This window comes from Psychromonas sp. L1A2, assembly GCF_009828855.1.
Lineage (GTDB): Bacteria > Pseudomonadota > Gammaproteobacteria > Enterobacterales > Psychromonadaceae > Psychromonas.
Genome location: NZ_WUAG01000002.1, coordinates 305,582 through 332,273, shown reverse-complemented (window position 1 = coordinate 332,273; position 26,692 = coordinate 305,582). Strand labels below are relative to the sequence as shown.

At 35.0% G+C, this 26,692-nt stretch carries 27 protein-coding genes; 14 read left to right on the top strand and 13 right to left on the bottom strand.

The features are described 5' to 3' along the window. Positions 1-441: 441 nt before the first annotated feature. The 4 genes from GQR59_RS11975 (at position 442) to GQR59_RS11960 (ending at position 3,955) form a co-directional block, all read left to right on the top strand. Positions 442-1,770, top strand: a complete 1,329-nt coding sequence (locus GQR59_RS11975; RefSeq protein ID WP_160063035.1) for a CinA family nicotinamide mononucleotide deamidase-related protein — start codon at positions 442-444, stop codon at positions 1,768-1,770. A gap of 116 nt (positions 1,771-1,886) precedes the next feature. After that, a complete protein-coding gene (locus tag GQR59_RS11970) occupies positions 1,887-2,216 on the top strand; it encodes a rhodanese-like domain-containing protein (protein ID WP_160063033.1) in 330 nt (109 codons plus the stop codon). 293 nt (positions 2,217-2,509) lie between these two features. Beyond that, positions 2,510-3,478: an endonuclease/exonuclease/phosphatase family protein gene (locus GQR59_RS11965; RefSeq protein ID WP_160063031.1), complete on the top strand. Its 969-nt coding sequence runs from the start codon at positions 2,510-2,512 to the stop codon at positions 3,476-3,478. Positions 3,479-3,763: 285 nt separating this feature from the next. Continuing rightward, complete coding sequence (locus GQR59_RS11960) at positions 3,764-3,955, top strand: CsbD family protein (protein WP_160063029.1); 192 nt, start codon at positions 3,764-3,766, stop codon at positions 3,953-3,955. 124 nt (positions 3,956-4,079) lie between these two features. Here GQR59_RS11960 and GQR59_RS11955 read toward each other — a convergent pair whose 3' ends face one another. Next, complete coding sequence (locus GQR59_RS11955) at positions 4,080-4,271, bottom strand: DUF6435 family protein (protein ID WP_160063027.1); 192 nt, start codon at positions 4,269-4,271, stop codon at positions 4,080-4,082. A 152-nt stretch (positions 4,272-4,423) separates the two neighbouring features. Here GQR59_RS11955 and GQR59_RS11950 point away from each other — a divergent pair, with 152 nt between their 5' ends. The 3 genes from GQR59_RS11950 (at position 4,424) to GQR59_RS11940 (ending at position 6,112) form a co-directional block, all read left to right on the top strand. Next, positions 4,424-4,648, top strand: coding sequence for a hypothetical protein (locus GQR59_RS11950; protein WP_236546753.1), 225 nt, complete (start codon positions 4,424-4,426; stop codon positions 4,646-4,648). 311 nt (positions 4,649-4,959) lie between these two features. Next, complete coding sequence (locus tag GQR59_RS11945; RefSeq protein WP_160063023.1) at positions 4,960-5,289, top strand: DMT family transporter; 330 nt, start codon at positions 4,960-4,962, stop codon at positions 5,287-5,289. 238 nt (positions 5,290-5,527) lie between these two features. Then, the gene (locus GQR59_RS11940) at positions 5,528-6,112 is read left to right on the top strand and encodes a YqaA family protein (RefSeq protein ID WP_160063021.1); all 585 of its coding nucleotides are present in this window, start codon (positions 5,528-5,530) and stop codon (positions 6,110-6,112) included. Positions 6,113-6,174: 62 nt separating this feature from the next. On the opposite strand, the gene GQR59_RS11935 is transcribed toward GQR59_RS11940, so the two are convergent. Further along, positions 6,175-6,537, bottom strand: coding sequence for a GNAT family N-acetyltransferase (locus tag GQR59_RS11935; protein WP_328600627.1), 363 nt, complete (start codon positions 6,535-6,537; stop codon positions 6,175-6,177). A gap of 18 nt (positions 6,538-6,555) precedes the next feature. Then, complete coding sequence (locus GQR59_RS18485; protein WP_201288100.1) at positions 6,556-6,681, bottom strand: GNAT family N-acetyltransferase; 126 nt, start codon at positions 6,679-6,681, stop codon at positions 6,556-6,558. A 782-nt stretch (positions 6,682-7,463) separates the two neighbouring features. On the opposite strand from GQR59_RS18485, the gene GQR59_RS11930 reads away from it, so the two are divergent. The 7 genes from GQR59_RS11930 (at position 7,464) to GQR59_RS11900 (ending at position 13,657) form a co-directional block, all read left to right on the top strand. Further along, positions 7,464-7,811, top strand: a complete 348-nt coding sequence (locus GQR59_RS11930; protein WP_160063017.1) for a BufA1 family periplasmic bufferin-type metallophore — start codon at positions 7,464-7,466, stop codon at positions 7,809-7,811. Further along, complete coding sequence (bufB, locus tag GQR59_RS11925) at positions 7,786-8,724, top strand: MNIO family bufferin maturase (RefSeq protein ID WP_236546752.1); 939 nt, start codon at positions 7,786-7,788, stop codon at positions 8,722-8,724. Before GQR59_RS11930 ends, bufB begins: the two co-directional genes overlap by 26 nt. Then, positions 8,724-9,548 (top strand): HvfC/BufC N-terminal domain-containing protein, encoded by an 825-nt coding sequence (locus GQR59_RS11920; RefSeq protein WP_160063013.1) that lies wholly within the window; start codon positions 8,724-8,726, stop codon positions 9,546-9,548. The genes bufB and GQR59_RS11920 overlap by 1 nt, the downstream gene beginning before the upstream one ends. A 27-nt stretch (positions 9,549-9,575) precedes the next feature. Then, positions 9,576-10,124, top strand: a complete 549-nt coding sequence (locus tag GQR59_RS11915; RefSeq protein ID WP_160063011.1) for a DoxX family protein — start codon at positions 9,576-9,578, stop codon at positions 10,122-10,124. Between the two features lie 400 nt (positions 10,125-10,524). After that, complete coding sequence (locus tag GQR59_RS11910; RefSeq protein ID WP_160063009.1) at positions 10,525-11,766, top strand: cation:proton antiporter; 1,242 nt, start codon at positions 10,525-10,527, stop codon at positions 11,764-11,766. 647 nt (positions 11,767-12,413) lie between these two features. Further along, positions 12,414-12,842, top strand: a complete 429-nt coding sequence (locus GQR59_RS11905) for a hypothetical protein (protein ID WP_160063007.1) — start codon at positions 12,414-12,416, stop codon at positions 12,840-12,842. Between the two features lie 308 nt (positions 12,843-13,150). Further along, positions 13,151-13,657, top strand: coding sequence for a GNAT family N-acetyltransferase (locus tag GQR59_RS11900; protein WP_160063005.1), 507 nt, complete (start codon positions 13,151-13,153; stop codon positions 13,655-13,657). Between the two features lie 1,288 nt (positions 13,658-14,945). On the opposite strand, the gene GQR59_RS11895 is transcribed toward GQR59_RS11900, so the two are convergent. From GQR59_RS11895 to GQR59_RS11850, 10 genes are all read right to left on the bottom strand, one after another. Then, positions 14,946-15,692, bottom strand: a complete 747-nt coding sequence (locus GQR59_RS11895; protein WP_037048880.1) for an ATP-binding cassette domain-containing protein — start codon at positions 15,690-15,692, stop codon at positions 14,946-14,948. Between the two features lie 11 nt (positions 15,693-15,703). Further along, complete coding sequence (locus GQR59_RS11890) at positions 15,704-16,783, bottom strand: amino acid ABC transporter permease (RefSeq protein WP_025564476.1); 1,080 nt, start codon at positions 16,781-16,783, stop codon at positions 15,704-15,706. A 1-nt stretch (position 16,784) separates the two neighbouring features. Next, positions 16,785-17,969, bottom strand: a complete 1,185-nt coding sequence (locus GQR59_RS11885; protein ID WP_201288099.1) for an amino acid ABC transporter permease — start codon at positions 17,967-17,969, stop codon at positions 16,785-16,787. A 63-nt stretch (positions 17,970-18,032) separates the two neighbouring features. Next, complete coding sequence (locus GQR59_RS11880) at positions 18,033-19,049, bottom strand: amino acid ABC transporter substrate-binding protein (protein WP_025564480.1); 1,017 nt, start codon at positions 19,047-19,049, stop codon at positions 18,033-18,035. Between the two features lie 344 nt (positions 19,050-19,393). Continuing rightward, positions 19,394-21,148 (bottom strand): BatD family protein, encoded by a 1,755-nt coding sequence (locus GQR59_RS11875; RefSeq protein WP_160063003.1) that lies wholly within the window; start codon positions 21,146-21,148, stop codon positions 19,394-19,396. Then, positions 21,148-23,136 carry a vWA domain-containing protein gene (locus tag GQR59_RS11870; protein WP_160063001.1) on the bottom strand — a complete coding sequence of 663 codons (1,989 nt, stop codon included), beginning with the start codon at positions 23,134-23,136 and terminating at the stop codon, positions 21,148-21,150. The genes GQR59_RS11875 and GQR59_RS11870 overlap by 1 nt, the downstream gene beginning before the upstream one ends. Then, positions 23,126-24,109, bottom strand: coding sequence for a VWA domain-containing protein (locus GQR59_RS11865; protein WP_160062999.1), 984 nt, complete (start codon positions 24,107-24,109; stop codon positions 23,126-23,128). The genes GQR59_RS11870 and GQR59_RS11865 overlap by 11 nt, the downstream gene beginning before the upstream one ends. Further along, positions 24,102-24,617, bottom strand: coding sequence for a DUF4381 domain-containing protein (locus GQR59_RS11860; protein WP_160062997.1), 516 nt, complete (start codon positions 24,615-24,617; stop codon positions 24,102-24,104). Before GQR59_RS11860 ends, GQR59_RS11865 begins: the two co-directional genes overlap by 8 nt. Continuing rightward, positions 24,601-25,542: a DUF58 domain-containing protein gene (locus tag GQR59_RS11855; RefSeq protein WP_160062995.1), complete on the bottom strand. Its 942-nt coding sequence runs from the start codon at positions 25,540-25,542 to the stop codon at positions 24,601-24,603. The genes GQR59_RS11860 and GQR59_RS11855 overlap by 17 nt, the downstream gene beginning before the upstream one ends. Continuing rightward, entirely contained in the window at positions 25,542-26,501 is a 960-nt protein-coding gene (locus tag GQR59_RS11850) for an AAA family ATPase (RefSeq protein ID WP_160062993.1), read from the bottom strand. The genes GQR59_RS11855 and GQR59_RS11850 overlap by 1 nt, the downstream gene beginning before the upstream one ends. Between the last annotated feature and the right edge of the window lie 191 nt (positions 26,502-26,692).

The window sequence follows — 26,692 nt, the reverse complement described above, 5'->3', positions numbered from 1 at the left end:
ATTTTTCATGGAATTATTGAGAAAGTAAGTTCTATTATTTAAATAAACTGATTCGTCAAAAGTTACCTAAGTTAATAAAGCGATTAACTTTATTAACTCCTTAGTTATTGTTTTGAATAGAGCATGTTAAAGTAAATAAGTTATGCGTAAGCTTTTAATTAAAAGAAGCTAGATTTAACTATTATTCCAACATCTTCCAATAACGATTTAGTTGTTCGATAGATAGCTTATACCAATCTGGATAAGTAAATGAGCTATTTAGGCGTTAGGGAAAATGGATGATAGCAAGGCGTTGATTGCAGTAATTAGTTATTTTCATTACAAAACCAACAACGAAGCTAGGATTCATTTTAACAAGCATAAATGACGATATAATTACTTAGATTGGTATTACTAAATAACTAAATTTCTGAACACCAAAGATCTATTAATGAGACGCTAATGAAACTAGAAATGATATGTACAGGCGAAGAAGTACTTGCGGGACAAATTGTCGATACTAATGCCGCATGGTTAGGCAACCAATTGATGGACAATGGTTTTGAAATGCATCGTCGAACGACCGTAGGCGATCGCTTGAGCGATTTGGTTGACGTTTTTCAAGAGCGTAGTACTTTCGCCGATATCATTTTAGTGAATGGTGGTTTGGGGCCAACAGCGGATGACCTTTCAGCTCAAGCCATGGCTGATGCCATGGGCGTTGAATTAGAAGAAAACTTAGCTTGGCGTGAAACACTTGTATTGTGGGCTAAAGAACGCAATGTTGAGTTAAATCCAAAGAATTTAAAGCAAGCGCTGTTGCCAAAAGGAGCAATCGTTGTTGATAACCCTGTTGGTACGGCTTGTGGGTTTAGAGTGAAGCTAAATCGAAGTTGGTTCTTTTTTACGCCGGGTGTGCCTCATGAATATAAAAAAATGGTGATAGAACAATTTATTCCTTTTGTAAAATCACAAACTAATTTACAGACTAAAGTAGAAGTCACCAAATTGTTGAGTTTAGGTATTGGTGAGTCAGACATGGCAGGGCGTTTAGAGAAATTAACTTGGCCAGAAGGGATCACCTTAGGTTACCGTTCATATATGCCTTATCTAGAATTAAAGTTAATTGCGCGTGATGTGAGTAAAGAAGAACAAGATAAAGCTATATTACAGGCAACTAAGGTATTAGGTGATGGTATCGTCGCTCGAAATAAAGGTACATTAGCGGCAGAAATACATGAACTTTTAACACAAAGAGAAAAAACACTCACTATAGCCGAATCATTAACTGGTGGTGAAATATGCAGCCAATTGGTCGCATTCTCTGGCAGTTCTCACTATTTAAAACACGCTATTGTTGCCTACTGCAATGAAGCAAAAGTCGCATTGTTAGATGTTAGTGAACAGACTATCTTAGATCAATCTGAAGTTTCGTTAGCTTGTGTAGCACAGATGGCAGCTGGTACTGCTTGTACTTATTCAAAGATGGTAGAGTCAGACTTTTCTATTGCAACTAGCGGTATTGCAGGACCTGCCGGAGGGACTATTGATAACCCGGTTGGAACTGTGGCTATTGCAGTGAAAACAGGAGATCAAGTTGTTTGCCAAAAAATCAAGTTTTCAGCTAAACGTAGTAGAAACCATATACGTGATTTAACCACCGCAATTGCCTTTGATATGTTACGTCGCGCTATATTAGGCTTATCTCCTATTGCTGATTACAGTTATATCGAACGTGTCGAATCAATGGTTTATTCCATGAAAGAATGCCGAGATCTTGTGACTAAATAACCACTTATATTGAGCTTATGGATTATTTATGAATCAATCATAAAAATGAACATAATTAGTCTTTGGGTATTGGTGTAAGCATGGGTATAAATATCCATTATAGAAGGAGTTAAATAATGAAAATTAAAGCGCTTATTTTACCAGCTTTATTAATGATAACGACACTATTTAGTTCTTTCTCTTTTGCAGAAAAGGTGTGGATTGATGTTCGTACATTGGTGGAAAATCAAAAAGATAATATTAAAGGAGATTTACGTATTTCACATTCAAATATTGTGAGAGAAGTACGTACACTTTACCCAGATATAAATACAGAGTTTTATTTATATGACAATACAGGTGGGAGATCGGATATTGCAATTTCAGCTTTAGATCAAGCAGGCTACAAAAATCTACATAATGCAGGCAGTATTGAAGAAGCTCGTGAACAAAGAGGTATAAAATGAAGATTAATATAGGGATAACAGAAAGGTAAAGTAATGATTCATAATAGTGAAATATTACTATTATGGGGAAAGACCACTATTAAATTATAGCTGTTTCTTTTTTCTTGCTAAGCTTAATCCCATTAAGCCACAGCCTAACAATAGTATAGTGACAGGTGAGGAAACTGATGCAGCAAAATATCTATTTTTAATGAATACTATGGTTTTTCTGTTTAAGGTTCCATATACAAATAAGCTGTATATTATTGAGTGTATTGAAAAAGTGTATTGATTTAATATTGAGAGAATTGAATATGTTTGACGTTTCTATTATTTTGCTTACGAGTATTATGCTGGGCGTTACCGTCGCCCCTTTATTGCCAACCAATCACTGGTTGTCGAGAGTGTGGGAGTTTCCTCGAGTACAAATTGCAGTGATCACTGTCTCTCTTACTATTGTTAGCTTTTATATCGTTTCACCTATCATGCAAATTACCTTTATGATTATAAACGGGTTATTGTCTGCTTATCAGATAGCTTGGATATTTCCTTATACAAGACTGTACCCAATACAAGTTCGTAAAGCTTCTTCTGCTAATGCCCAATCGATTAAAATAATGACCAGTAATGTGCTAATGACAAACCGTTCTGCTGACAAATTAATTGAATTGGTTAACTTACATCAACCAGATGTGTTGGTTACGTTAGAAACCGATATGTGGTGGCAAAAAGCGTTAGAACCGATTCATAAAGATTATCCACATCGAGTTAATCAGCCGTTAGATAATTTATATGGTATGCATCTTTACAGTAAGTTTGTATTAGAAGATGTGCAATTATTACACCTTATTGAAGAAGGGATCCCTTCAATACATTGTTATTTAGTATTAAAAAGTGGCATTAAAATTAAGTCTCATTTTCTTCACCCTGCACCACCGAGTCCAACAGAAAACACAACATCAACGCCAAGAGATAGAGAGTTATTGGTTATTGCAAAAAAAGTTGCAGGTCAAACGGAACCTATTATTGTGACTGGGGATTTAAATGATGTAGCTTGGTCACCGACTACTCGTGCATTCAGGCATATTAGCGGACTAAAAGACCCAAGAATGGGAAGAGGTATGTTTAATACTTTTCATGCTAATTATCCATTCCTACGTTGGCCTTTAGATCATATCTTTCATAGTGATCATTTTGAGTTAGGTGCAATACACAGAATGCCATCAATTGACTCAGATCATTTTCCTTTATTGAGCGAATTAGTTTATGTAGGAAAAAAGTAGCAGGGGCCGTATTAAACCTGCAACTTATTTTTTGTTAGGCTTTTCTACTCTCTTAGTCATGCTGAGTAATGGGACACTCATTTTATTAATATTGAAAACCTGACAAAATGCTATGTAATAGTTACATAGTAAGTCTTCTCATACTTTTCTTTAAAATAAATTTCCTTTTAAAATCAATTGTTTATTTTTTGGCATAGAACTTGATAAGTTTATATTGAACGTACTTATCGCGGTAAATATACTTTAATTTTACCGCTGCTTTTAATAAATTAAGGAGTCACTCTGATGAATAACGATATTATGAAAGGTAAGTGGAAACAGGTCTCAGGTACACTTAAAGCGAATTGGGGTAAATTAACCGATGATGATCTACAAGAAATCGATGGTAACCTTGAAAAATTCCAAGGTAAGATGCAAGAAAAATATGGAATGGCTAAAGATGAGTCAAAGAAAGAGTTTGAGAAATCATATTCATAATTTTTTTCATTTTTAAGTCATTCTATTATTAAGTGGGTGCCGGCTTGTTTGGCACTCGCTCAACAATACAATAAATGAAACGGTAATAAATATTATAAAAGGTAGTTGTATTTAATTACTTAAATCACTTACTTTCTTCTAATTCTAGTTCTACTTCTATTGCTTCAATTTGCTTATCAATTTCTTGTGCTTCAAAACTCAGTTGTGAAAATGTTCTTATATCTCCATTTCTTTGTGCATTCATTGCCTGCTCGAGCTTAATAGATAATTGCTTCTTAAGCTTTTTAGTTGGATCTTTTTTAAATATTGAAAACATAATGAACTCCTTTTTATTTTATACCTCGTTATACGTACCAATTCAGGGTTTGGTTTACTTTTGCTCAAATGATAAATATTGAATCTTAAAAACAAATAGTTAGGTCCTATATGGCGATATAAATTATGAAGATGTCAAATAAGCAGGGGAATATGAATATTAAAAAATATTTACTAGTAACAGATATATTGCCTATATGCTCAGATATTATGAAAAATTGGATATTAAAAAATATATTGAGAAATAGTAGTGGCCTTAAAGATTTACTGAAAAATGTTATGTGGTTGGAGTTTATCGAGCGTTTAAAAGAAACTGGAATGCCACTTGAACACAACACCCATTATGCGAATTTAAGAAATCAAAGTAGAGAGCCTTGAAATTAAAAATAAAAATGTTACAACAACATGCGTTGACGTTAAAAGCTAACATACTGAAAGAATCATCTCACCTCAGAAGTTACAACAAAAAATTACATTTTATAAAGATCAAATGAGTGAAAAAATTAAAAGTGATATTTAACTTTTATTTTTAATTTATAGGTTAACTGATTGATTAATAATACCACTACTAGTAATCTGCATTCCATTATTAATGATTAATTCAACGGTGACTTCTTATGAAACACATCGTTTTATGAGCGAGTTAATTATATATTTTTTATTCTATTTTATTATCGTTGAGGCAAGTCATGGGGTATTGGTTTTTAGTCATTGCAATTGTATCGGAAGTGATTGGCACATTAGCTCTCAAAGCTTCAAATGAATTTACTCATTGGTTTTACAGCTCAGCTAGCATCGTTAGTTATGTTGTTGCATTTTACTTCTTGTCTTTAGTGCTGAAGACGGTCCCAATTGGTATTGCCTATGCAATTTGGGCTGGAATGGGGATTGTCTTAGTCGCTTCAATAAGTGCAATTGTATATAAAGAGATCCCTGATACGGCGGCAATCATCGGTATGGTTTTGATTATCTCAGGTGTTGTTATTATGAATGTTTTTTCAAAAAGTGCTGCGCATTAAAAATAAGATAGATAGCGCAACAACGTAAAATTTAGGCAATAAATAATAATTATTTATTGCCTCCCAATTAAATTTTCTGTCATAAATTTATGTTTAATCCTCCATTTATAAGCGACTGACTTGTTATAAAAAACAGTGTTAAAGCAGTGCTTCAAACAACGTTAATAATATTGTTCGCCTATATAAACATGAACAATCTGATAAATACGATCAACATCAATTATTTAAAGGAAGCATAATGTCTATCCAAAAAAATATTAAACAAAAAACACGTAGTTTCATAGACTCCAAACATATGCTCAGCGGTATTACGATTGCTTCATTTTTAGAGTCAACCATAGTACCCATTCCCTTAGAAGCTGTATTGGTGCCGTTAATGCAGGCTCGTCGTGAACAGCTTTGGGCTATTGCGTTAATGGCAACATTAGGTTGTATTGTCGGCGCATTATTCGGTTATGCTTTGGGGTATTATTTATTTGATGTGGTTGGCGATTGGGTAATCAATACATTTTCAAGCCCAGAACAATTTGAAAATGTAAGACAACAAATGCAAGAACAAGGTTTTTGGTTTGTGATGACGTTAGGGATCGTGCCGATTCCATTCCAAATAGCAATGTTAGCTGCTGGAGCAACAAAGTACTCAATTACCCTGTTTTTAATCGCTTCCGCTATTGCCCGTTCAATACGTTACTTTGGGTTAGCTGTTGTTGTGTATTATGCAGGTAATCAGGCGGAACGTATTATCAGCAAACATAAAACTAAAGCAATAATCGCTTTAACTACTTTAATCTTAAGTGCTTGGGGATTAAGTACTTTATTTTAGTTAGATTAAGTCACTAAAGTATCGAAACATAATTGAGAGTCGGTAGTGAATAGGCGCTATTTTTAACGAATAGCGACATACATGCCGACTGAAATTCTTCCGTCATAGAGCATCGTCTTTTCAAGTTTAAATCCATTTTTCTCAGCAACTCGAATTGAAGCTATATTCTCTGTTTCAATCAGAGAGATTAAACGCGTTAAGTCCATTTCATTAAAAGCATAAGTTTTCATCGCTATTGCTGCTTCTGTTGCAAACCCTTTTCCCCAATAATGAGTTAATAAGCGATAACCTAATTCAAGTTCCGCCATACCTTGTATTGTTTGAGGGAAAAAACCACAGGAGCCAATTAATTGATTACTTTTTTTATCGATAACGGCTAATAAACTAGGTTCATTATTCTTAGATTTCAACATACATTGCTCAATAAAAATCCTACTTTTTTCTTATGAGTAAGGGCCATTAAGCGAAAATCGCATGACAATAGGATCGCTAAATAATGAATATGCACTTGCAATATCGTTGTTTTGGAATGGGCGTAATATGAGTCTTTCTGTTGTAATATTAATCATTTATTATCTTTATTATTCAATTAGAGGAAGTGTTGAGTTAGCTCATTACTATTTTAATTATATTAGCTAAACGAACTTGGCAAAGATGGAAACAGATTACTTTTTTCTAAATTTTCTAAATATAGTAGAGCACTAATAATAGTGCAGCTAAAAGTCGTTTATTAATTTAATTCATTATTATAACTTTTAAAGTTAAGTTTATTTGCAATTAATTTACCTATTTTTGTGTTAAAAGAATAAGTATACCCGTCACCATTCAAGCCGTAAAAATCAGCAAGTCGAGAGGTAAATAGAGGCTAGGCCAAAAGGTATCTAACAGGTGAAACGTTATAGCAACGAAGATGGTTACCTCACGATTTGCCCTGCGGGTCGCCAATTCGAAAACCAATATTACGTTGTAATATTAGATAAGGACTCGTCATTGGCATTATGTGACGCCTTGTCTTGGTGTCTGAGTTAACGAATGAGTCATGCACTTAGATTGATAACCGCTATAAGTGTATTTTAAAGTCATTAATATGACTTTTTGTGACTTATTCTTTTGTTTTTTTAACTTGTTGTATTTTAGAGTTTTATTTGGTTTTTTAACGTTTTTTTTATAATTCACTTACAAAATCTTTGAGTTATTTGAAATTTTTTATAGGGGGAGTAGGTCTAGTAAGTTGAAAAAACGGCGATACCGCTTATTCTTATTGTACTTGTTTAGGGATTGTGGCGTTATTTAATATATTTATTAATAATCACAGATAAAACAAGAAACTATTTTAATCAGGAGCATACATATGAAAAAAGTAAACTTAACTAAAGCTTTATTAGTTGGCGCATCAGCAGCAATCTTAAGTACAGGTGCAATGGCAGGTCCAAACAGCCAATTAACCATCACAGAAGGTGCTTCACCTAAAGTACAAGAGCAGTTTAAAGGTTGGGTTGCTGGTGCAAAAGTGAGTGGCCGTAAAGACAAATGCTACGGTATTGCTTTAGCTGGTGAGAATGACTGTAAAGCTGGTGCAGGTACTAGTTGTGAAGGTACTTCAACTGCAGATTTTCAAGAAAATGCATGGACATATGCACCTAAAGGCGTGTGTGAATCAATCGTAACACCTAATGGACAAGGTTCTCTTGAAGGTTAATCCATTACATTCTCCCCAGCAATTTCTTGTCGGGGAGCATTTAGGTGCAGGCTTAAGTTTAAAGCCTGAACACCTTGATGATATTTTAGTTTTACCGGTTAAAAACAGTGCTTCTGATAATAATCTTTGGTTCGAAGTGCATACAGAAAATTATTTTGTTGCAGGTGGACCTCGACTAGCTTATTTAAGGGCTATTCGTGAAAATTATAATATTAGTTTTCATGGTGTTGGTGGTTCATTGGGTGCAGACCTTAAAGCTATGCCAGCGCACACCAAAAGAGTGAAAGCCTTGATCGATGAGTTTCAACCATCATTAGTTTCTGAACATGCAGTTTGGTCAAAAGCTAACGGAAAATACTTTGCAGATTTAATGCCTTTACCTCGTACACAAGATGCTCTTAAATCTTTAATTAATGGTATTGATTGCTATCAATCTGGGATTGGTCGATCTATTTTAATTGAAAATCCAAGTAACTATTTAGACTTCATAAGTGATATGGATGAACCTCAATTTTTAGTGGAAGCAGCTAAACGAAGCGGTTGTGGTTTACTTATTGATATTAATAATTTATATATTAGTAGTAAAAATACAGGTGTTGATGCACTAAATTATCTAAAGCAGATTCCAGCTGAGCTTGTTGGGGAAATTCACATTGCAGGGCATGATCCTGATCCCGAATTAGGTGACTCGTTATTAATTGATAGCCATGCAGCAGCGGTTGCCCCTCCCGTATGGAACTTATTAGAAGCAGCATTAAACTTGTTTGGTCATCGACCAGTACTTGTTGAAAGAGATGCTAATATTCCATCATTTGGTGAGTTAATGAATGAGAGAGAAACAGCACAGCATTATTTGAATCAATGTCAGTTACAAAATAATTTATCTACTCTTAATAAAAAAGTGATTAGTTAATGAGTGATAATCAATATATTGATGCTTTTACAAAGTACTTACTGAGTGGTGATCCAAGCGCTATGGAAGTTTTTTGTGAAAACCCATCAGACATTAAACGATTAGCTATATATCGTAATGGTTTTTATAAAGGTTGTGTGGATGCATTAATTGCCAATTACCCTATGTGTGAAAAGAAAATGGGCAATAATAACTTTAGGAAGATAGCAAAAGCTTATGTCGATCATTTTCCTCCAGAACATGGCACATTGGTAGGATATGGTTTAGATTTTCCCAGCTTCATTACTGATTTTATTAATGAAATTAAACTTGAGGAAGAAGATGCACTTCAACCAAGTAAATCTCTGATAAATATTCTCAATTTAGACTTGAATTTAGTTGATATTGCACATTTGGATTATACATGGTTAATGAGTTTGATGGGTGCAGATTCAAAAGAAACATTAACGGTAGAATACGTTAATGAACTCATGGGACAAGAATTTGAGCTTACTGAACTTAATGTAAAGCTCAATGGTAGTGTTTTACTAGTCGAAGTGAGTGCTGAAGCCTTTTCGGAGTGGATATCTTTAAAAACAAATCATAATACTGTTGAAAAATTTTCGCCTACAATTAACTGTGTTATGTTTTGGCGTTTGCAAGGTGCTGTGCAAGCTCGTTTACTTTCTATTGCAGAAGCTCAGCTTATGCAATCACTACAAGGTGATGGAAGCACTCTAGGTAAGGCTTTTGACGCAGCAATAACAGTAGATGAAGAATTTGAAGTTAGCGATGCTTTTACAGCATGCTTACAAAATGAATTATTAGAAATAAGTCTTAATTAATCAACATTACAATAGGAAATAATCAATATGGATATAATTAAAAAAATGCAACTGCTGTACATACAAATGGGAGAGCAGCTGTCAAAGTTTCTAGAACCTTTAGCATTATTCTTTCTTCGTTTTATGGTTGCTAAAGTTTTCCTCGATTCTGGTTTAAGCAAATGGGATGGTTTCTTACAATTTAATGTTGATAAGTTTGATCTATTTAAATATGAATTCTTTTGTCCTGATCCCGTTCGAGCAGGTGCTTTACAACTTTGTGATCCGCAAACATTAGATTATGTAGATGGTTCATTTATGGTGAAAATGATTGAATCGTTAGCTGTGATTGCAGGTGTTGTAGAAGTACTATTGCCAGTATTATTGATTATCGGTTTATTTTCAAGATTTGCAGCATTCGGTCTTATTGGTATGACAATGTTTATTCAACTTGCTGTTTTCCCTACGCTAGACCACTGGATTAATCCTGCGTCTTGGTGGGCTGTTTCATTATTAGTTATCTTTGCTCGTGGACCAGGAGTCTTATCTGTTGATAGATTACTCGGCTTAGATGCTAAATATAGATCGGCTAAATAACGAATAAATTAATTTCATAAGATAAATATCAAATGTAATCGGCTTTTAAATTTTATTAGAACGTCGGTTACATTTGTAATTAAAATAAAATATTAATTACAAAAATTAATTCAACAACTTATTTTAACTCTCTCCTTATACCGACTACATTAAGTAAGTGATCTAAATTTTACACAGGAAAAATGACTTAGTTTAAGGCCTAAATTGGGGCCTTTCGAAGATTAACTTCGTTAATCGTCTGTCGAGAGTTAACTAAAAGAGGTTAACTTTTTAATGATTGGTTTCTTTACGAAATTTACAACGAAAATATAAGTTATTTTAACCAGTAAAATAGATCAGTTAATTAGTGTGATTGGTATTAATTTATAAAACATATCAAATCAGCCTAAAAGGATTTCTAATGGAAATAGGATTACTTATTCTTCTCTTTTCAGTTAGCGCTTACTCTATGCTAGCAAAAAAGCTATCAACGACGATTATTACTGCGCCAATGGTATTTTTAGGTATGGGCTTTATTATTTCTCAATTTGAGCTGATTAATATTGGCAATGCACATGAAACAGTGTACTTAATCGCAGAGATATCATTGGTTGTATTATTATTTTTAGATGCATCACAAATAAACCTACGTAGATTAAAAAGGCAAAATACTTGGCCATTGAGAATGTTACTAATAGGCCTTCCATTGAGCATTTTAATTGGTACTGGTTTCGCTTATTTATTTTTTCCTGAGTGGCCTTGGTCAATGTTAGCCTTAATTGCTGCCATTTTAGCACCAACTGATGCCGCGTTAGGACAAGCTGTTGTTAGCAACGAAAGTGTCCCTATTAACGAGAGACAAAGCTTATCAGTTGAAAGTGGTTTAAATGATGGACTTGCATTACCCATTATTCTCTTTTTTGCCAGCATAGTAGCAATGAGTGCAGGACCTGAAAAAAATGAAATGTCATGGTTAGCTTTTGGATTTAGCCAAATATTTGTGGGGATATTGGTTGGAATATTAATGGGATGGTCTAGTGGGCGTTTATTTTTATATGTAGAGTCAAAAAATATCTCGTCAAGTGTATATGAAGGAATTGGTGTTTTAGCGCTTACGGGAACATCATATTTAATGGCTAGTTTATTGGGGGGGAATGGTTTTATTTCCGCTTTTATTGCTGGTTTAGCTTTTGGTCATATTGTCAAAGGACACTGTCGATTCATTTATCAATTTACTGAAAGTGAAGGGCAAATTTTAATATGGACTTCTTTTGTTATTATTGGCCTAGGGTTATTACCCTCTGCTATAGAGCATTTAACTTTACCGATCGCTGGATATATTTTGGTAAGCATCTTTATTGTTCGTCCACTCGCCATTTATCTTTCATTGATCGGTACAAAAGCAAAAATGTTAACGCGAGTGTTTATGGGTTTTTTTGGTCCAAGAGGTCTCGCAACAGCACTTTTTGCATTGATTATTTCTAAAGATATTTTAGGTGACTATGGGCATTCAATATTAATTGTTGCTATCAATGCTGTATGGATGAGCACTTTAATTCATGGTATTAGTGCAGCTCCTATGGCTAATTGGTATGGTGCTAAGGTTAAGTTATTAAAAATTAAATCAAGAAAATTTTCTAAGCTAAAAACAATAATTAAATGAAAATATCACTTGAATTCAAGAAAATAAAAAGGAAAGGAGTTTTGTTGAATTAAAAACATGACTCCTAATAATAATACCAATCACACTAATTCACTGATCTATTTTACTGGTTAAAATAACTTATTTCTTCGTTGTAAGTTTTGTTAATCTTCGAAAGGCCTCAATTTACGCCTTAAACTAAGTCATTTTTCCTGCGCAAAATTCAGATTACTTATTTAATGCAATCGGAATAACAATAAACCTCATCTGAGTGAACAAAACTGAATTGGAGTTATTGGTATAGGGTAGTGTTACTCCTTTCTATTTTCGCTTAAAGTGCCACATTTATTGTCATTATTACTTTGCTTTAATTGATAGTAGATAACTATTTCACTTCAATTGGATTTCAACCTAACCTCATTCAAGCCTCAACTTATGCCTTACATTAAATTATTTTGCCTGCGTAAAATTTAGATTGCCTTTTAATAATCTATTCGAGTATTTTCATTATTAATAATTTAACTTAAATAAGCTAAAAAATTGATCTGTCATATTATTAGCTCACATTTCAATAAAAGGTTGTAAATAAGCATTTACATTTCAATAAATACAAATGATACTTATTATCATTGCTTTTTGTGTTTTATTTAATGTAACGTGAGGTTTATATGGATGTATTTAATAATATTGTGACAGCTGATTTCTCAACGTATGAAAATAATCATTTTTTTCATACTGAACGTTATCATAAAGAAGCAATTTATAATTTTGAAAAAAAGTTAAGTCAAGAACCTAAATGTGTTGAGGTATTGTGTGATTGGATTGCGAGCTATCATGAATTAGCTTCTTTATATGCTCAACAAGGTGCGATAGAAACAGCTCAAAAGTGTTTGCTTATCCCACACCAATCTATGCTCTATATGGCCAAAGAACATAATGGTGATTTAGAACAAGAACAAATTGCAATAAGAGCAATTAGTATTACCTTGCCTCCTTTATTGGAATTTGCCAACGAATACCCACCTTGCGATAGCTGCATGAAAGAACTTCAAGCACAATTAATAATGATTCAGAAGAATAAGAAAAAAGATCACTAATGAGTAAAGGGTGAATATAACCTCATTTCCGGATAAGAAAACTGATACAGCATTGTTTTGTTCGCGTATTTTTGTGTTAAACCATCTATCAATAACTAGTTATTGGGAGGTGGTTTGTCTTGAACTACAAAAATTAACGAAACAATATGACTTGAATTCAAGCCATAACTGCAATTGTAATCGGATATGACATAAATAAAGTGATCAGCTTACTTTCCATTATCTTATTTTCACCTTTAAACTACTCTTATGCTCATGATGACTATCATGAATAAATTACTTTAAGTTATAGTTTTAATAGGACATTAATGCAACGCTTCGAATATTGTAATGCTAAAGATTGCGCACAAGAGTTACTTGCCTTGGGGCAAATTAATATGAAAATGTGGTATTTATTTGAATGGCTAACTGAGCATGATGAGTTACGTCATGGCACCCAAGCTGAAATGATTAAGTTATATGTTGATGAAGAGTTGGTTGCTTATAGCTTATTAGAAAATTATGAAGCAGCTACAGATAAAAAGAAGTGGCATGAAGGTGTATTGTATCAAGATTTAGGAGTCATACATTTTGTAACACTGCCTGTGCATCGTAAAAAAGGCTATGCAAGCTTAGTTGCTGATGAGATGTACCACAAGGTCATTAAACCCTTGTTAGCACGTTATAATGATGTTCATGCCTATATAACGGCTACTGAACGTGCAGTGCCTTTAATGCAGCGTACTGGTATCGATTCTTCTCATTTAGTCACACAATTTTATTCAGATCTGACATTTCAACAAAAAGTAGTTAATCAAATAAACCCAACTCTCTGATTTGAAACCTACCCATTACTAAATCTTAATTCGTATAAGTGAAAAGAGATTAACCACGAAGGAAAGAGGGGAGAGCCATCACTTTTCTTAAAATAAATAATTGGTTTCTCTTCATGTCCTTCGTGTAGCGGAGCGCTTCGTGGTGATTATTCTTTTAAAATCAAAAGCGGTTTTACCACGAAGGGTAAAGAAGGAAGGTCAAAAAATTATTAAAGAATAATGTTAGCTTTTCTTCGTGACTTTCGTGTAGCGCAGCGCTTCGTGGTGATCCTGTTTTTAAATCAAAAGCGATTTACCACGAAGGGTAAAGAAGGAAGGTCAAAAAATTATTAAAAGCGTAATATTAGCTTTTCTTCGTGACCTTCGTGTAGCGCAGCGCTTCGTGGTGATTATGTTTTGAAACCAAAAGCGGTTTACTACAAAGAGATGAAAAGTAAGGATGAGTAAGTCAAAGCGTATTTTAAAAACAATATTGTTGGTTCTTCTTCGTGCCCTTCGTGTAGCGCAGCGCTTCGTGGTGATTATGTTTTGAAATCAAAAGAGATTTACCACGAAGGCACGAAGGGTAAAGAAGGAAGGTCAAAAATTATTAAAAGCGTAATGTTAGCTTTTCTTCGTGACCTTCGTGTAGCGTAGCGCTTCGTGGTGATTATGTTTTGAAACCAAAAGCGGTTTACTGCAAAGAGATGAAAAGTAAGGATGAGTAAGTCAAAGCGTATTTTAAAAACAATATTGTTGGTTTCTCTTCGTGTCCTTCGTGTAGCGTAGCGCTTCGTGGTGATCCTGTTTTTAAATCAAAAGCGGTTTTACCACGAAGGCACGAAGGGTAAAGAAGGAAGGTCAAAAAATTATTAAAAGCGTAATGTTAGCTTTTCTTCGTGACCTTAGTGTAGCTAGCGCTTCGTGGTGATTATGTTTTGAAACCAAAAGCGGTTTACTACAAAGAGATGAAAAGTAAGGATGAGTAAGTCAAAGCGTATTTTAAAAACAATATTGTTGGTTCTTCTTCGTGTCCTTCGTGTAGCGTAGCGCTTCGTGGTGATTATTCTTTTAAAATAAAAAACGATTTACCACGAAGGCTCTCAGGTAAATAAGGGGTAAACAGAGTATTTAACTAAAATAACGAGTTCTTATTCTTGAGTATTTTCTTGCTGTTTCATAGCACCTTCTCGTTTCTTAATGTTTGTAACATTAAATTATACTTTTCCACAGATACAAAAAAGGGCTAATCATTAGCCCTTTTTATTTTATGTATAAACCAAACTAAACTGAATCTAAGCCTAAAGCTCTAGTGCGATAGGATTTGTTCCAAGAAGGTTTTCAAACGATCTGATTGCGGGTTATCAAAGAATTCATTAGGTTCATTTTCTTCAATAACTTGCCCTGCATCCATGAAAATAACTCGGTCTGCTACTTTTTTTGCAAACCCCATTTCATGCGTTACACAAATCATAGTGATACCTTCGTCAGCTAGTTCGACCATTACATCTAATACCTCTGACACCATTTCAGGATCTAGTGCTGATGTTGGCTCATCAAACAACATGATTTCAGGGTTAATACATAAGCAACGAGCAATCGCTACACGTTGTTGCTGTCCACCAGATAATTGATTTGGATACTTATGTGCCTGCTCTGCGATTTTTACACGCTCGAGATAGTACATAGCTGTTTCAATTGCTTCTTTACGTGGTTTATTGTGTACCCATGTAGGTGCAATTAGTAAGTTTTCTAACACTGATAAATGCGGAAATAAATTAAAGTGTTGGAATACCATACCTACTTGTGAACGAATATGGCGTACTACTTTTACATCTTCAATTAACTCAGTACCATTAATGTTGATGCTACCTTCTTGGAACTTTTCCAAATGATTTAAACAACGAATAGTCGTTGACTTACCTGAACCCGACGGGCCACAAATAACGACTTTTTCGCCTTTTTTAATATCTAGGTTTACATCTTTTAGTACATGGAAATCACCATACCACTTGTTGACGTCCTTCATTTTTATCATAGTTTCTTGGTCTGACATGACGATTCCTTTTAATGCTCGGTGTTAAATTTGCGTTCAATCGATTTTGAATATTGTGACATTGAAAAACAGCATACCCAGTAAATAAGTGTTACAAAAACATAACCTTCTACTTCGTAGCCTAGCCAATTGGTATCACTGTTAGTCAGTGTTACCATTGCTAAAATGTCGAATAAACCGATGATTAAAACAAGTGTTGTATCTTTAAATAGTGAGATAAATGAACCCACTAAGTTAGGGATAGAGATTTTTAATGCTTGTGGAAGAATAATTAAAATCATTCCTTGCCAATAGCTTAACCCTAACGCTTCACTTGCTTCATATTGACCTTTTGGTATGGCTTGTAAGCCACCACGTACTACCTCAGCGATATAAGCCGCTTGGAATAGTGTGATACCAATGAGTGCACGTAATAGCTTATTAAATTCAATACCATCATGGAAAAATAAAGGTAATAAAACCGATGCCATGAATAGAATTGTAATCAGTGGAACACCACGTACAAATTCGATAAAACCAATACATAAGGTTCTAAGAATTGGCATGTTAGATTGACGTCCTAGTGCTAATACCACTCCAATAGGGAAAGAAGCAATAATACCGACAGCAGCCACTAGAATGGTCAGCATTAAGCCGCCCCATTTTTCTGTTTCTACTACTTCTAAACCAAACCAACCACCGCTGATTAAAATAAAGCAGACAACAGGGAATAATAAAATACCTGCGATTTTAACTTTAAGGTTTTTGATATATTTAAAAGAAAAAACAAAAACAATACTAATAATAGCGACTAGGTTAGGGCGCCAATGTAAACTTTCAGGATAAAAGCCATACATAAACTGATCGAATTTCTCGATGATAAATATCCAACGAGCACCACTATTAACTACTTCATCTTGTGTACCGCTCCACGTCGCATTGAATATCATCCAATCTAATAGTGGCGGCACAATGCTGTAAATCACGTATAACCCAAATAAAGTAAACAAACTACTTTTAACATCTGGGAATAGATTTTCCTTTAACCAAAAAATAATGCCTTTATTTGCCGTTGGAGCTGGCTTGGCTTCTTTCATTGTATAAGTTGCCATTTTATCGTCCTTTTATAGCCATTTTGGCATTAACCCAGTTCAATAACAGTGAAATAAGAATACTGAAAGTGAGATAAACAGCCATGGTCATGAGTATGATCTCTATTGCTTGACCTACTTGGTTTAATGTTGTGCCTGAGAATAGGGTGACTAATTCAGGGTAACCAATCGCAGTTGCTAAGGATGAATTTTTAGTTAAGTTTAAAAATTGATTAATAACAGGAGGAATGATCACTCGTAATGCTTGAGGTAAAACTACTTTAGTTAAAATTACATAGTCTTTTAAACCCAATGATTTAGCCGCTTCTTTTTGACCTTTTGGTACTGCTTCAATACCTGCACGTACTGCCTCTGCTATATAAGTTGCAGTGTAGATACTTAACGCAAATAATAATGCGAGTAGCTCAGGAATAATGGTTAAGCCGCCGTTAAAGTTAAAGCCTTTTAGCACTGGGTATTCAGCAGTGATAGGCTGACCAGCGATAAAGTAAACTAATGTAGGTGCTAATAATAAAAGTGCAATTGATACTTTAAATATTGGGAACTCTTGGCCTGTATCATTATGGCGTTGACGAGACCAACGAACAAGATAAATGACAGCGACAATGGCTAGTACAAAGGAAATAATAACTGCGCCACTTCCACTCTGAAGAATAGGTTCTGGCAGTAACAAGCCTCGGTTATTTAAGAATACGCTGTCTAAATAAACGAAACTTTGGCGTGGACTTGGTAAGGCTGCAAGTACAACGTTATACCAAAATAAAATTTGTAACAAAATTGGAATATTACGAAATGTTTCAATATAAACAAGTGCTAGCTTAGACATTAAAAAGTTGCTTGATAAACGAGCAACACCTAATAATAAGCCAATAATTGAAGCGAAAATAATCCCTAATACAGATACAAGAAGCGTATTTAATAAACCAACGATAAATACATCCAAAAAGGTAGATGTTCCATCATCGTAAGGAATAAGCGTTTGGCTGATACCGAAGCCAGCTGTGTTGTTTAAAAACGAGAAACCAGTGGTAATGCCACGGCTTTCAATGTTATCAAACATGTTATTTGCAAAATAAAATGCAAAAAATACAACGAGTGCTAAAGCGAGAACTTGGAAAAAAATTGCGCGGTGTTGAGGGTTGTTTAACAATCCTTTACCGTCTACTGGGAGCTGTTTGTTTGTCATAATGTGCCTTTTAATCAGCTAGGAAAAAGGGGAAGAGAGACTTCCCCTAGAGACTGGTTAAAATTAACGAATTGGCATTGGGTACATGATCCCACCTTGATTCCATAGTTTGTTTAAACTACGTTCAATTTGAATCGGTGAGTCTTTACCTACATTTAGATCGTATGATTCAGCGTAGTTACCTACTTGCTTAACAATTTGGTAAGCCCAATCATTTTTAAGACCTAAATCTTCGCCTGTTTTACCTGTAGCACCTAATAAACGTTTGATACCAGGATTGATTGATGATTTTAGCATTTCATCAACATTGCTTGATGATACACCTAGCTCTTCAGCTTCAATTGTTGCGAACATAGTCCAACGAATAACATTAAACCAAGCATCATCACCTTGACGTACAACAGGACCTAGTGGTTCTTTAGAGATTGTTTCTGGTAAAAGAATTGCTGATTTTGGATCATCAAGTTTAATTCTTAACCCTGCTAATTGAGAGCGATCAGAAGTTACTGCGTCACAACGACCTTTTTTGAAACCATCAATTGTTTGACCAGATGTATCATAAGTAACGGCTTTGTATTCCATACCGTTAGCTTTAAAGTAATCTGTTAAATTAAGCTCAGTTGTTGTACCCGCTTGAATACAGAAAGTAGCACCATCTAGCTCTTTAGCTGAATTTACACCTATGCTTTTACTTACTAAGAAGCCTTGGCCATCGTAGTAGTTAACACCAGCAAAGTTTAAACCTAGAGAAGCGTCACGAGTAGCAGTCCAAGTTGTTGCACGCGCTAGTACATCAATTTCACCACTTTGTAATGCAGTAAAACGCTCTTTAGCCGTTAATGGAAAGTATTTTACTTTACTTGCATCGCCCAATACCGCACTTGCTACTGATTTACAAAAATCTACATCTAGACCTTTCCATTCACCGTTAGAGTCTGCCGCAGAGAAACCAGGGATGCCTGTAGAAACACCACACTTAAGTACGCCTTCTTTCATAACATCTTCTAATGTACCCGCATGAGATAGCGTTGGTACTGCAGCTGTAAGACCAAATAATAGAGCTAGCTTTGTCACTTTCATTGTATTTTCCTTGTGGCTTAAAATAATATAAAAATTAACTATGAATATATAGGTAACGTTATATAGAACGGTATTCATATAAAGTGAATTTGCAACTTGCATGCCACTTTATATTTTAAACAATATCCATATCAAACAGATAGAGCAATTTGCATGCCATCCATATATTGCACCTGATTCATCATAAGTTAGAGGGGTACTATTACTAGTCCTTCAAGGGGTTATGTATCGAATTCTTTGATTTGAGTCATGTTTCAATGCTTTTTATGGCAGAAAGTGAGTATGAAGCTTCATTTATGAGCAAATTAATCGAAAATTAATCTACTCATAAATGTGATGGTCCTCTAAGGGTTGAGGTCGGTGATGTGATTAAGATCGCTTTGGCTTGTCACTTGATGGTGCAGTTTTATTAATATTAATAGTTTTTCTGCATCCCAATGGTGCGTTTTTTCAGAACAAGCGAGTTCTAATTGTTGTAAATTTTCTTGAAGTTGTTGTTTATGATCTTCATTTAAACCTGTAAAAGAACTGATTTGTTGCAGTAATTTTATATTTGGTTGTTGAGTTTGAAAATATCTTAATAAAGACGCATACACATCATTTGGTTTCGCTTGCTTTAATACGCTTAATAACGCCTTATATTGCTGGCTTTGTGAGTTAGCTCGTTTAGGTTCTTGCATTATTACTTTATTACTTCTAGCAACTTTAAGGTGATAAAAGCTTAATAAAATCAATAATAATAACAGTACTAAAGTACTGATCTGCCATATGATTAATTGTGTCGACTGATCATCACTATTGCCATTACTATCTGTATCACTATTTTTTTGTTGTGCCGCCGCTGTTAGATCTGATTGATCAGTGCTGCTTTCAAGGTCGCTATTGTTGCTGCTATTGTTACTGCCATTGTTAACGTTCGTTGTATTATTGCTCACCGGTGAAGGTTTAATCGTTAATGTTTGAGCAGGTAACGTGGCAAATTCTTGTTTCTCTGTTTTGCTATCCCACCATGCAATTTTTATTTCCGGTAATATAAGTTGTCCGCTTTTATTAGCGATAATGGCGTGTGTAATTGTTCGTTGGCTATATAAAGTGCCATTAATAGTACCTTGTTTTAAATCGTCTTGATCAGGGTAGTAGCGTAATGAACTATCATAATTAAGTTGGATTTCTGGTATTTTATCGAGAGCGATTGAAGCAACTTGTAAACTTATGCTACGTGTAATTGGGTCGCCAACAAAATACTCTTTGTCATGTAAGTCATTATTTTCTATTAAACGAACGTCTTCACTGATTAACCAGTCTCCTTGAAAGTTATCTGGCATATTTTTTACTGAAAGCGCTAAATTATTACCCCTAATGTTGACTGCCTGACTGACTCTCCTATGTTGAAAGCTATTTACTTGCTGTATTTTTTGAATGCTGCCTGTTAATAAAGGAGAGTTAATCGTTACCTCACCAGAAGTTGATGGAGTGATTGTGTATTGATAAGTGAATATTTGGTAGCGCAAACCATTACGTACAATCTGCGACTGTGATTGATCTAAGATTACCTTTTCGATGCTTGCACCCTCTAATACAGGAGGTTGTACATCTGCATTTGATATGTTTTCTGCTACATAAATTTTAGTTTCTAAAATAATAGGTTGATCGATATAAACGTTATTTTTATTAATCGTATTTTCAATAAAGATAGTATCGTCGGCAGTAGATTGCTGTTGCTTACCTGGTTTGTTGACTTCAACAGTGATTGCCTGCGTTGATACATCACCTATTTGTAATGAGGGGATTGTCGATGTGCCTAACTTTTTCGCTTGTATCGGTAGCGTCCATGTTATTTGTTGAGTGAATTCACCATTAATATAAGATGTTTGTTGGCTACGAGATGCTCGACCGACAGAAAAATCTTTATCTAAGGCGCTTGTATCAAGCTGGTATTCTGACCCTGTGTCATTAACTTCTACGGTTAACATAAAAGTGTCACCAAGAAAGACGTTATTGGTATTAACAGATGCAGTTGCTTGCGTTTCAGATATCGCAGGCATACTGAAGGTGACCAAAAGTACCATAATAGTTAAACATTTTTGTAAGAACTGCATTACCAGATTTCTCCATTATTATTTTGTAAGACAGGTTTATCCGCTGCTCGTTTTCGATACTCAAGTTTCATTTTATTGCGTAATAATAAAGAAGGATCATCGGGCATGTTTTTTAACCAAATAGGTAGCTTTTCATATTCTTCATTACTTGTTGAATCATCTTCTGAAATGCTAGTGCTGGCAGCTGCTTGTTCTGCTTGTAGCTCTTCTTGCTGTGACATTTCTTCTTCTGATTGTTGAATATTTTCTTTTTCCTCTGATGCTGCACTTTGTTCTTGTTGATTATTTTTTTGTTCAGGGGACTGTTGAGTTTGCTGCTGCTCACTTTCGTTTTGTTGTTCAGAAGATTGCTGGTCTTGCTGTTGTCCACTTTCGTTTTGTTGTTCAGAAGATTGCTGGTCTTGCTGTTGTCCACTTTCGTTTTGTTGCTCAGAAGATTGCTGGTCTTGCTGTTGTCCACTTTCATTCTGTTGTTCGTCTTGTTGTTTATTGTCTTTGCTTTGTTGTTCAGAGGATTGCTGATCTTGTTGCTGTTCATCCTGCTGTTGATTATCTTGGTTTTTATCAGAAGATTGTTGGTTCTCTTGCTGTTTTTGTTGCTCGAGTAATTTCTCAACGGCGGCTTTATTTGTTAATGCCTGCTCGAAGTTAGGTTTTATTTTTAATGCATTATTAAAGTTAGTTAACGCTTGTTCATACTTTTTCTGCATTGCTTGTGTATTACCTAAATTGTAAAAGGTATTGGCATCATTTGGGTTTTCTTTTGTTTCATTTAAATAAACGGCTTCGGCTTGTTTATATTGCTTATCTTTAAACAAAGCACTCGCTTTCCAAGCCGGATCTTCAAATACTTCGCTGGCTTCTTTGTAGTTTTTATTTTGGAATGCTTGATAGGCATTTTGTTGATCGTTTTCCCAAATAGAGGCTTCTACTTTAGGTGTCGTTAAAGGTAATGCTACAGTTAACAGCAAAGCGTAAAAAACACCTTTTCTAAAGAATAACAAAAACAGTGGTATCAATAATAAACTTACCCAATAGCCATCATCTATGGGTTGTTTATTGTCTGTTTGCTTAGATGATTCATTATCCTTCTTATTTAATTCTTTAGTATCATAGTGTGCTGCTAATAATTGAATATCTTGTCCTTTTGCATCAAAGTTTACTAGTAAACCATCACTCATTTGTGTCACAGGGTATAACGTATTTCTATTAAGCTTAGGAATAACGATGTCATCATTTGAATCTTTTAATAAACTACCATCGGTTAATTTAATAGCGGCACCTTCTTTGGTTGCCATTGATAAAACAGAGACCATCCATTTTGTTCCTTTTAGCATCTCTTGCATTTTTTGTTGGCTTTCTTCATCAAATCCATCGCTAATAAACACAATATGTCCTTGTTGATACCCAGCATTTTTTAATAATGAGATCGCTTTTTGTAATGCCAAATCTGGTCTTGAACCTCGTTCAGGCATTAAATCTGGAGATAAGTAAGGAATATGGTTAATAATTGAATTGCTGTCTGTGGTTAATGGCGTAATAGTAAAGGCATCACCAGCATAGGCAATCAATGCTTTATCACCTTCAGTCCATTGTTTTAGTAGATCAATTGCTTTGTATTTTGCACGACTTAGACGATTTGGCTTTATATCTGTGGCATACATTGAGTAGGACAAGTCGAAAGCAATCACTTGTGCTTTTTGTATTTCATAAACAGGTAGTTTGACACTACGAATACTCGGGCCAGATAAAGCAATACAAGCAATAATTGCTAGTAAATTTAATGCTAAGCGATTGCTTTGGGTGGTCTCCGGTAAAGTAATTAAATGCTCACTTAAGTGATTGGCAATAATACTGGTTTGTTTATATTGATTACGTTGGTAACGCCATAAGCTGATCGCCAAAACAACAATAATGCCCAGTAACCAATAAGGACGTAGAAATTCTAATGGCCCTAAAGTGATATCGAAAAGATTATTAAAGTTCATCTTCACCTCTTAGCTTTAACGAGATAACAACGATTAATAAAATGCTAATAGCTAATGAAAGGGGCCAATAAAAAAGATTTTTTTCAGGTCTAAATTCTAAATACTCACTATCAACCGGTTGAAGTTTATTAATGGTTTGGTAGATTTTGTGTAAATCTTCTTGGTTTCTTGCACGAAAGTATTGACCATTGGTAAGCGTTGCTATTTCAGTCAATGTACTTTCATCTAAATCAGCTGATGGATTAATTCTTTCATTACCAAAAAAACCTCGTTTAATCATTGAATCTGCACCAATACCAATAGTATAAATCTTAATGTTATTTTTTGCGGCTTGTTTAGCTGCTGCAATAGGTTTGATGCTACCCGAGGTATTTGCGCCATCGGTTAAGAGTATTAAAACACGCTGCTCATTCTTATTTTCAACGAAACGTTTAATGGCCATCGCAATGGATTCACCAATCGCAGTGCGATTACCTACTAAGCCTATTTCAGTTTCGTCAACCATGGTTGATACGGTATCGACATCAAAGGTTAATGGCGTTTGTAAGTAAGCATGGTCGGCAAATAAAATAAGCCCTAATCGATCACCTTTTCGTTCTTTAACAAAGTCTTTGACGATAGATTTAACTAACGTTAAGCGGTCTACTGTTCGGCCATTTAATGGCATATCTTCTTCTTGCATACTACCCGATAAATCTAAAGATAAGATCATATCGCGACTTTGCTGTTGGATTCTAATCGGCTCTCCAAACCAGATAGGTTTAGCGATGGTTAATAGTAATAAAGTCCATAATAACCAAGGTAAAGTTACACTAATTAAAGGGTTCTTTTTTGTTGATTTTTGCTGTTGTAAACCTTGCGCCAGTGGGATCCATACCTGTGTAAAAGATTGTTTTTTAGCGGCTAAGAAATAACGAACTAACAAAGGAAGTGGTATAAAAAGTAATACCCACCAGTAACTAAATTCAAACATGTGCTTTACCTGCTGAAGGCTGATTACCCAAGGTTGACTTTTGATGTGCTTTAACTTGGCTTGGAAATGATTTTATCCATTTTTTAGCAGAGGAAAAATCGTTATCCGTACAAGCTGAATTGTCTTTATATAAACGTCGACAGAATTCCTTTTGATCATTAAATAGCGGCGTATTTTGCTGGGAATTATGCGCTTGTAAAAAGGTAAACCACGCTTGTCCCGTAATAGAGGCGACATGTTCTCGCGGATAATAATGTAAACATACCCCTTTCAATAACTGATTCAACTGAGCAAAACTCGCATTGCTTTCTTGTAACTGATTTAACGACGTTAATGCTTGTTTGACTATTCTTTGTTTATTGATGTTACGTTTAATTAAAATAATGGCTAACACAATAACAGCAATAGTTACCGTTAATATTAACCAATAAATAGGTGCTGGAGGCCATGCAGAAGGAGCATCTGCGGGAATAATTATTTGTTCAAAAGGGTTACTGGGCGTAGACATTGAATTGTTCCAATAATGGGATGGAAGAACTAATATGATAATGTGCAATACCATATTTCAGTAAGTTATTTTCCATTAACTGTTGGCGTTGACTGGCCGCTTCCTGATATGACTGTTGCTGGCGTTTGTTTCTTAAAAAACCACTACCTGTCATTGAGTTTATTTTTAAACTTGTTTGTAATACTTGTTTCGGTAAATGAGATTCAAGTGGGTCACTGACTTGCCAAACGGTCACTTGGTTATGGCGACGCATCAGGTTAATCAACTTATAACAACCTTCATCTAATTGTGAAAAGTCACTAATTAAGTGAACTTGGCTACCTGTTTGCACTAAATGTGAAAGTCGTTTTAATTGTAATAAAAGTGATTGTTGCTGTTCGGTTTTAAAGGCAACGTTTTTACATAACATTTGGCTTTGGTGTAAAAAAGCCATTAATCCTTTACTCCGAGAAGTGGGCTTTAATTCTGCCACTTCTTGTTGATTAAAGACAATCCCACCTAATCTGTCATTACGTTGTTTGGCTTGCCAACTTAATAAAGCCGCTAAATGGCAAGCTTGTACTGATTTAAAGACAAACTGACTGCCAAATACCATACTATCCGATACATCAACTAAAAGAAAAACAGGACGTTCCTTTTCTTCTTGAAATAATTTGGTGTGTGCTTTACCGGTTCGCGCTGTGACAGCCCAATCAATTGCGCGTACATCATCACCAGGTTGGTAATGACGTACTTCCGCAAACTCCATACCTCGCCCTTTAATATTCGCTAAATAATTACCAGAGAGTTGACGTGAAGCAGGCAAACGTTTGGCATTAAGAGATAATTTACCATGTTGTTTGTAACTGAGTAGTTCAGATAACTGCACATCAACCCCCGTGGTATAGGGGGTATTAGTAAAAATAGCGGGGATATTAGTATCCATTATCCTGCGATCGCCACCTGATTAATAATTTCTTGAATAACTTGATTAGCATTAACACCTTGCGCTTCAGCTTCGTAACTTAAAATAAGTCGATGACGTAAAACAGGGTATAAATTACTAATAATATCTTCTGGCATCACGTAATCACGGTCATTTAACCATGCACGGGCTTTTGCTGTTCTCATTAAAGCCAATGTTGCGCGTGGACTTGCACCGTAACTTATCCATTGTGAAAGTTGCTCACCAAAACGAGCTGGTTCACGCGTTGCGATAATCAAGTCAATCAAGTATTGCTCTAAGTGAGGAGCAATAGTGACTTTCATGACTTCTTCACGCATGCTGAATATTTGTTCGTTCAACAACGGCGTTACTTCGGCGACTTTCTCTTTTAAGATCTCTTTTTGATTTAACTGTAATATTAAGCGTTCAGTATCAGCATCAGGATAATCAAGCTGTATATGCATAATGAAACGGTCTAATTGCGCTTCAGGCAATGGGTACGTTCCTTCTTGCTCTAACGGATTTTGTGTTGCCATCACTAAGAATAACTCTGGTAGTGGGTAAGTTGTTTTACCAACCGTAACTTGTCGCTCTGCCATCGCCTCTAATAATGCCGATTGCACTTTTGCAGGTGCACGGTTGATTTCATCCGCCAATATTAAATTATGGAATATAGGGCCTTTTTCAAAAATAAATTGCCCCGTCTCTTGACGGAAGATATCAGTACCGGTGACATCTGAAGGTAATAGGTCTGGCGTAAATTGGATACGATGAAAATCGCCTTCAATACCATCCGATAGTGCGTTGATTGCACGGGTTTTCGCTAAACCAGGAGGGCTTTCAACTAAAATGTGTCCATCGGCTAATAAAGCAATTAATAAGCTATCAACAAGCTCACTTTGCCCTAAGATCATTTGATTTAAATAGTGACGTAATTGATTTAATTGTTGTTTTGCCATTGCGGGTATCTACATTAAGTTATGTTAGGGAAGAAAATATACTGCCAATAGAGGGCAACTTCAAGGGGGCAAAGTTCCTTAAATAGATTAAAAAACATAAACTTTTTATAACGAATAAGATTTATTCTTGTAATAGATCAAAAGCTTTACTGAAAAAAACGCTTTATTCTTTTCTTTAAGCTATATTGAAG

Coding starts and splice junctions, on each gene's coding strand:
- GQR59_RS11855 (WP_160062995.1), bottom strand. CDS start 25,542: ATGGATACTAATATCCCCGCTATTTTTACTAATACCCCCTATACCACG.
- GQR59_RS11910 (WP_160063009.1), top strand. CDS start 10,525: ATGGAAATAGGATTACTTATTCTTCTCTTTTCAGTTAGCGCTTACTCT.
- GQR59_RS11865 (WP_160062999.1), bottom strand. CDS start 24,109: ATGTTTGAATTTAGTTACTGGTGGGTATTACTTTTTATACCACTTCCT.
- GQR59_RS11915 (WP_160063011.1), top strand. CDS start 9,576: ATGGATATAATTAAAAAAATGCAACTGCTGTACATACAAATGGGAGAG.
- GQR59_RS11875 (WP_160063003.1), bottom strand. CDS start 21,148: ATGCAGTTCTTACAAAAATGTTTAACTATTATGGTACTTTTGGTCACC.
- GQR59_RS11945 (WP_160063023.1), top strand. CDS start 4,960: ATGGGGTATTGGTTTTTAGTCATTGCAATTGTATCGGAAGTGATTGGC.
- GQR59_RS11960 (WP_160063029.1), top strand. CDS start 3,764: ATGAATAACGATATTATGAAAGGTAAGTGGAAACAGGTCTCAGGTACA.
- GQR59_RS11975 (WP_160063035.1), top strand. CDS start 442: ATGAAACTAGAAATGATATGTACAGGCGAAGAAGTACTTGCGGGACAA.
- GQR59_RS11930 (WP_160063017.1), top strand. CDS start 7,464: ATGAAAAAAGTAAACTTAACTAAAGCTTTATTAGTTGGCGCATCAGCA.
- GQR59_RS11970 (WP_160063033.1), top strand. CDS start 1,887: ATGAAAATTAAAGCGCTTATTTTACCAGCTTTATTAATGATAACGACA.
- GQR59_RS11885 (WP_201288099.1), bottom strand. CDS start 17,969: ATGACAAACAAACAGCTCCCAGTAGACGGTAAAGGATTGTTAAACAAC.
- GQR59_RS11895 (WP_037048880.1), bottom strand. CDS start 15,692: ATGTCAGACCAAGAAACTATGATAAAAATGAAGGACGTCAACAAGTGG.
- GQR59_RS11955 (WP_160063027.1), bottom strand. CDS start 4,271: ATGTTTTCAATATTTAAAAAAGATCCAACTAAAAAGCTTAAGAAGCAA.
- GQR59_RS11965 (WP_160063031.1), top strand. CDS start 2,510: ATGTTTGACGTTTCTATTATTTTGCTTACGAGTATTATGCTGGGCGTT.
- GQR59_RS11850 (WP_160062993.1), bottom strand. CDS start 26,501: ATGGCAAAACAACAATTAAATCAATTACGTCACTATTTAAATCAAATG.
- GQR59_RS11905 (WP_160063007.1), top strand. CDS start 12,414: ATGGATGTATTTAATAATATTGTGACAGCTGATTTCTCAACGTATGAA.
- GQR59_RS11870 (WP_160063001.1), bottom strand. CDS start 23,136: ATGAACTTTAATAATCTTTTCGATATCACTTTAGGGCCATTAGAATTT.
- GQR59_RS11860 (WP_160062997.1), bottom strand. CDS start 24,617: ATGTCTACGCCCAGTAACCCTTTTGAACAAATAATTATTCCCGCAGAT.
- GQR59_RS11880 (WP_025564480.1), bottom strand. CDS start 19,049: ATGAAAGTGACAAAGCTAGCTCTATTATTTGGTCTTACAGCTGCAGTA.
- GQR59_RS11920 (WP_160063013.1), top strand. CDS start 8,724: ATGAGTGATAATCAATATATTGATGCTTTTACAAAGTACTTACTGAGT.
- GQR59_RS11950 (WP_236546753.1), top strand. CDS start 4,424: ATGAATATTAAAAAATATTTACTAGTAACAGATATATTGCCTATATGC.
- bufB (WP_236546752.1), top strand. CDS start 7,786: ATGGACAAGGTTCTCTTGAAGGTTAATCCATTACATTCTCCCCAGCAA.
- GQR59_RS11940 (WP_160063021.1), top strand. CDS start 5,528: ATGTCTATCCAAAAAAATATTAAACAAAAAACACGTAGTTTCATAGAC.
- GQR59_RS18485 (WP_201288100.1), bottom strand. CDS start 6,681: ATGATTAATATTACAACAGAAAGACTCATATTACGCCCATTCCAAAAC.
- GQR59_RS11900 (WP_160063005.1), top strand. CDS start 13,151: ATGCAACGCTTCGAATATTGTAATGCTAAAGATTGCGCACAAGAGTTA.
- GQR59_RS11890 (WP_025564476.1), bottom strand. CDS start 16,783: ATGGCAACTTATACAATGAAAGAAGCCAAGCCAGCTCCAACGGCAAAT.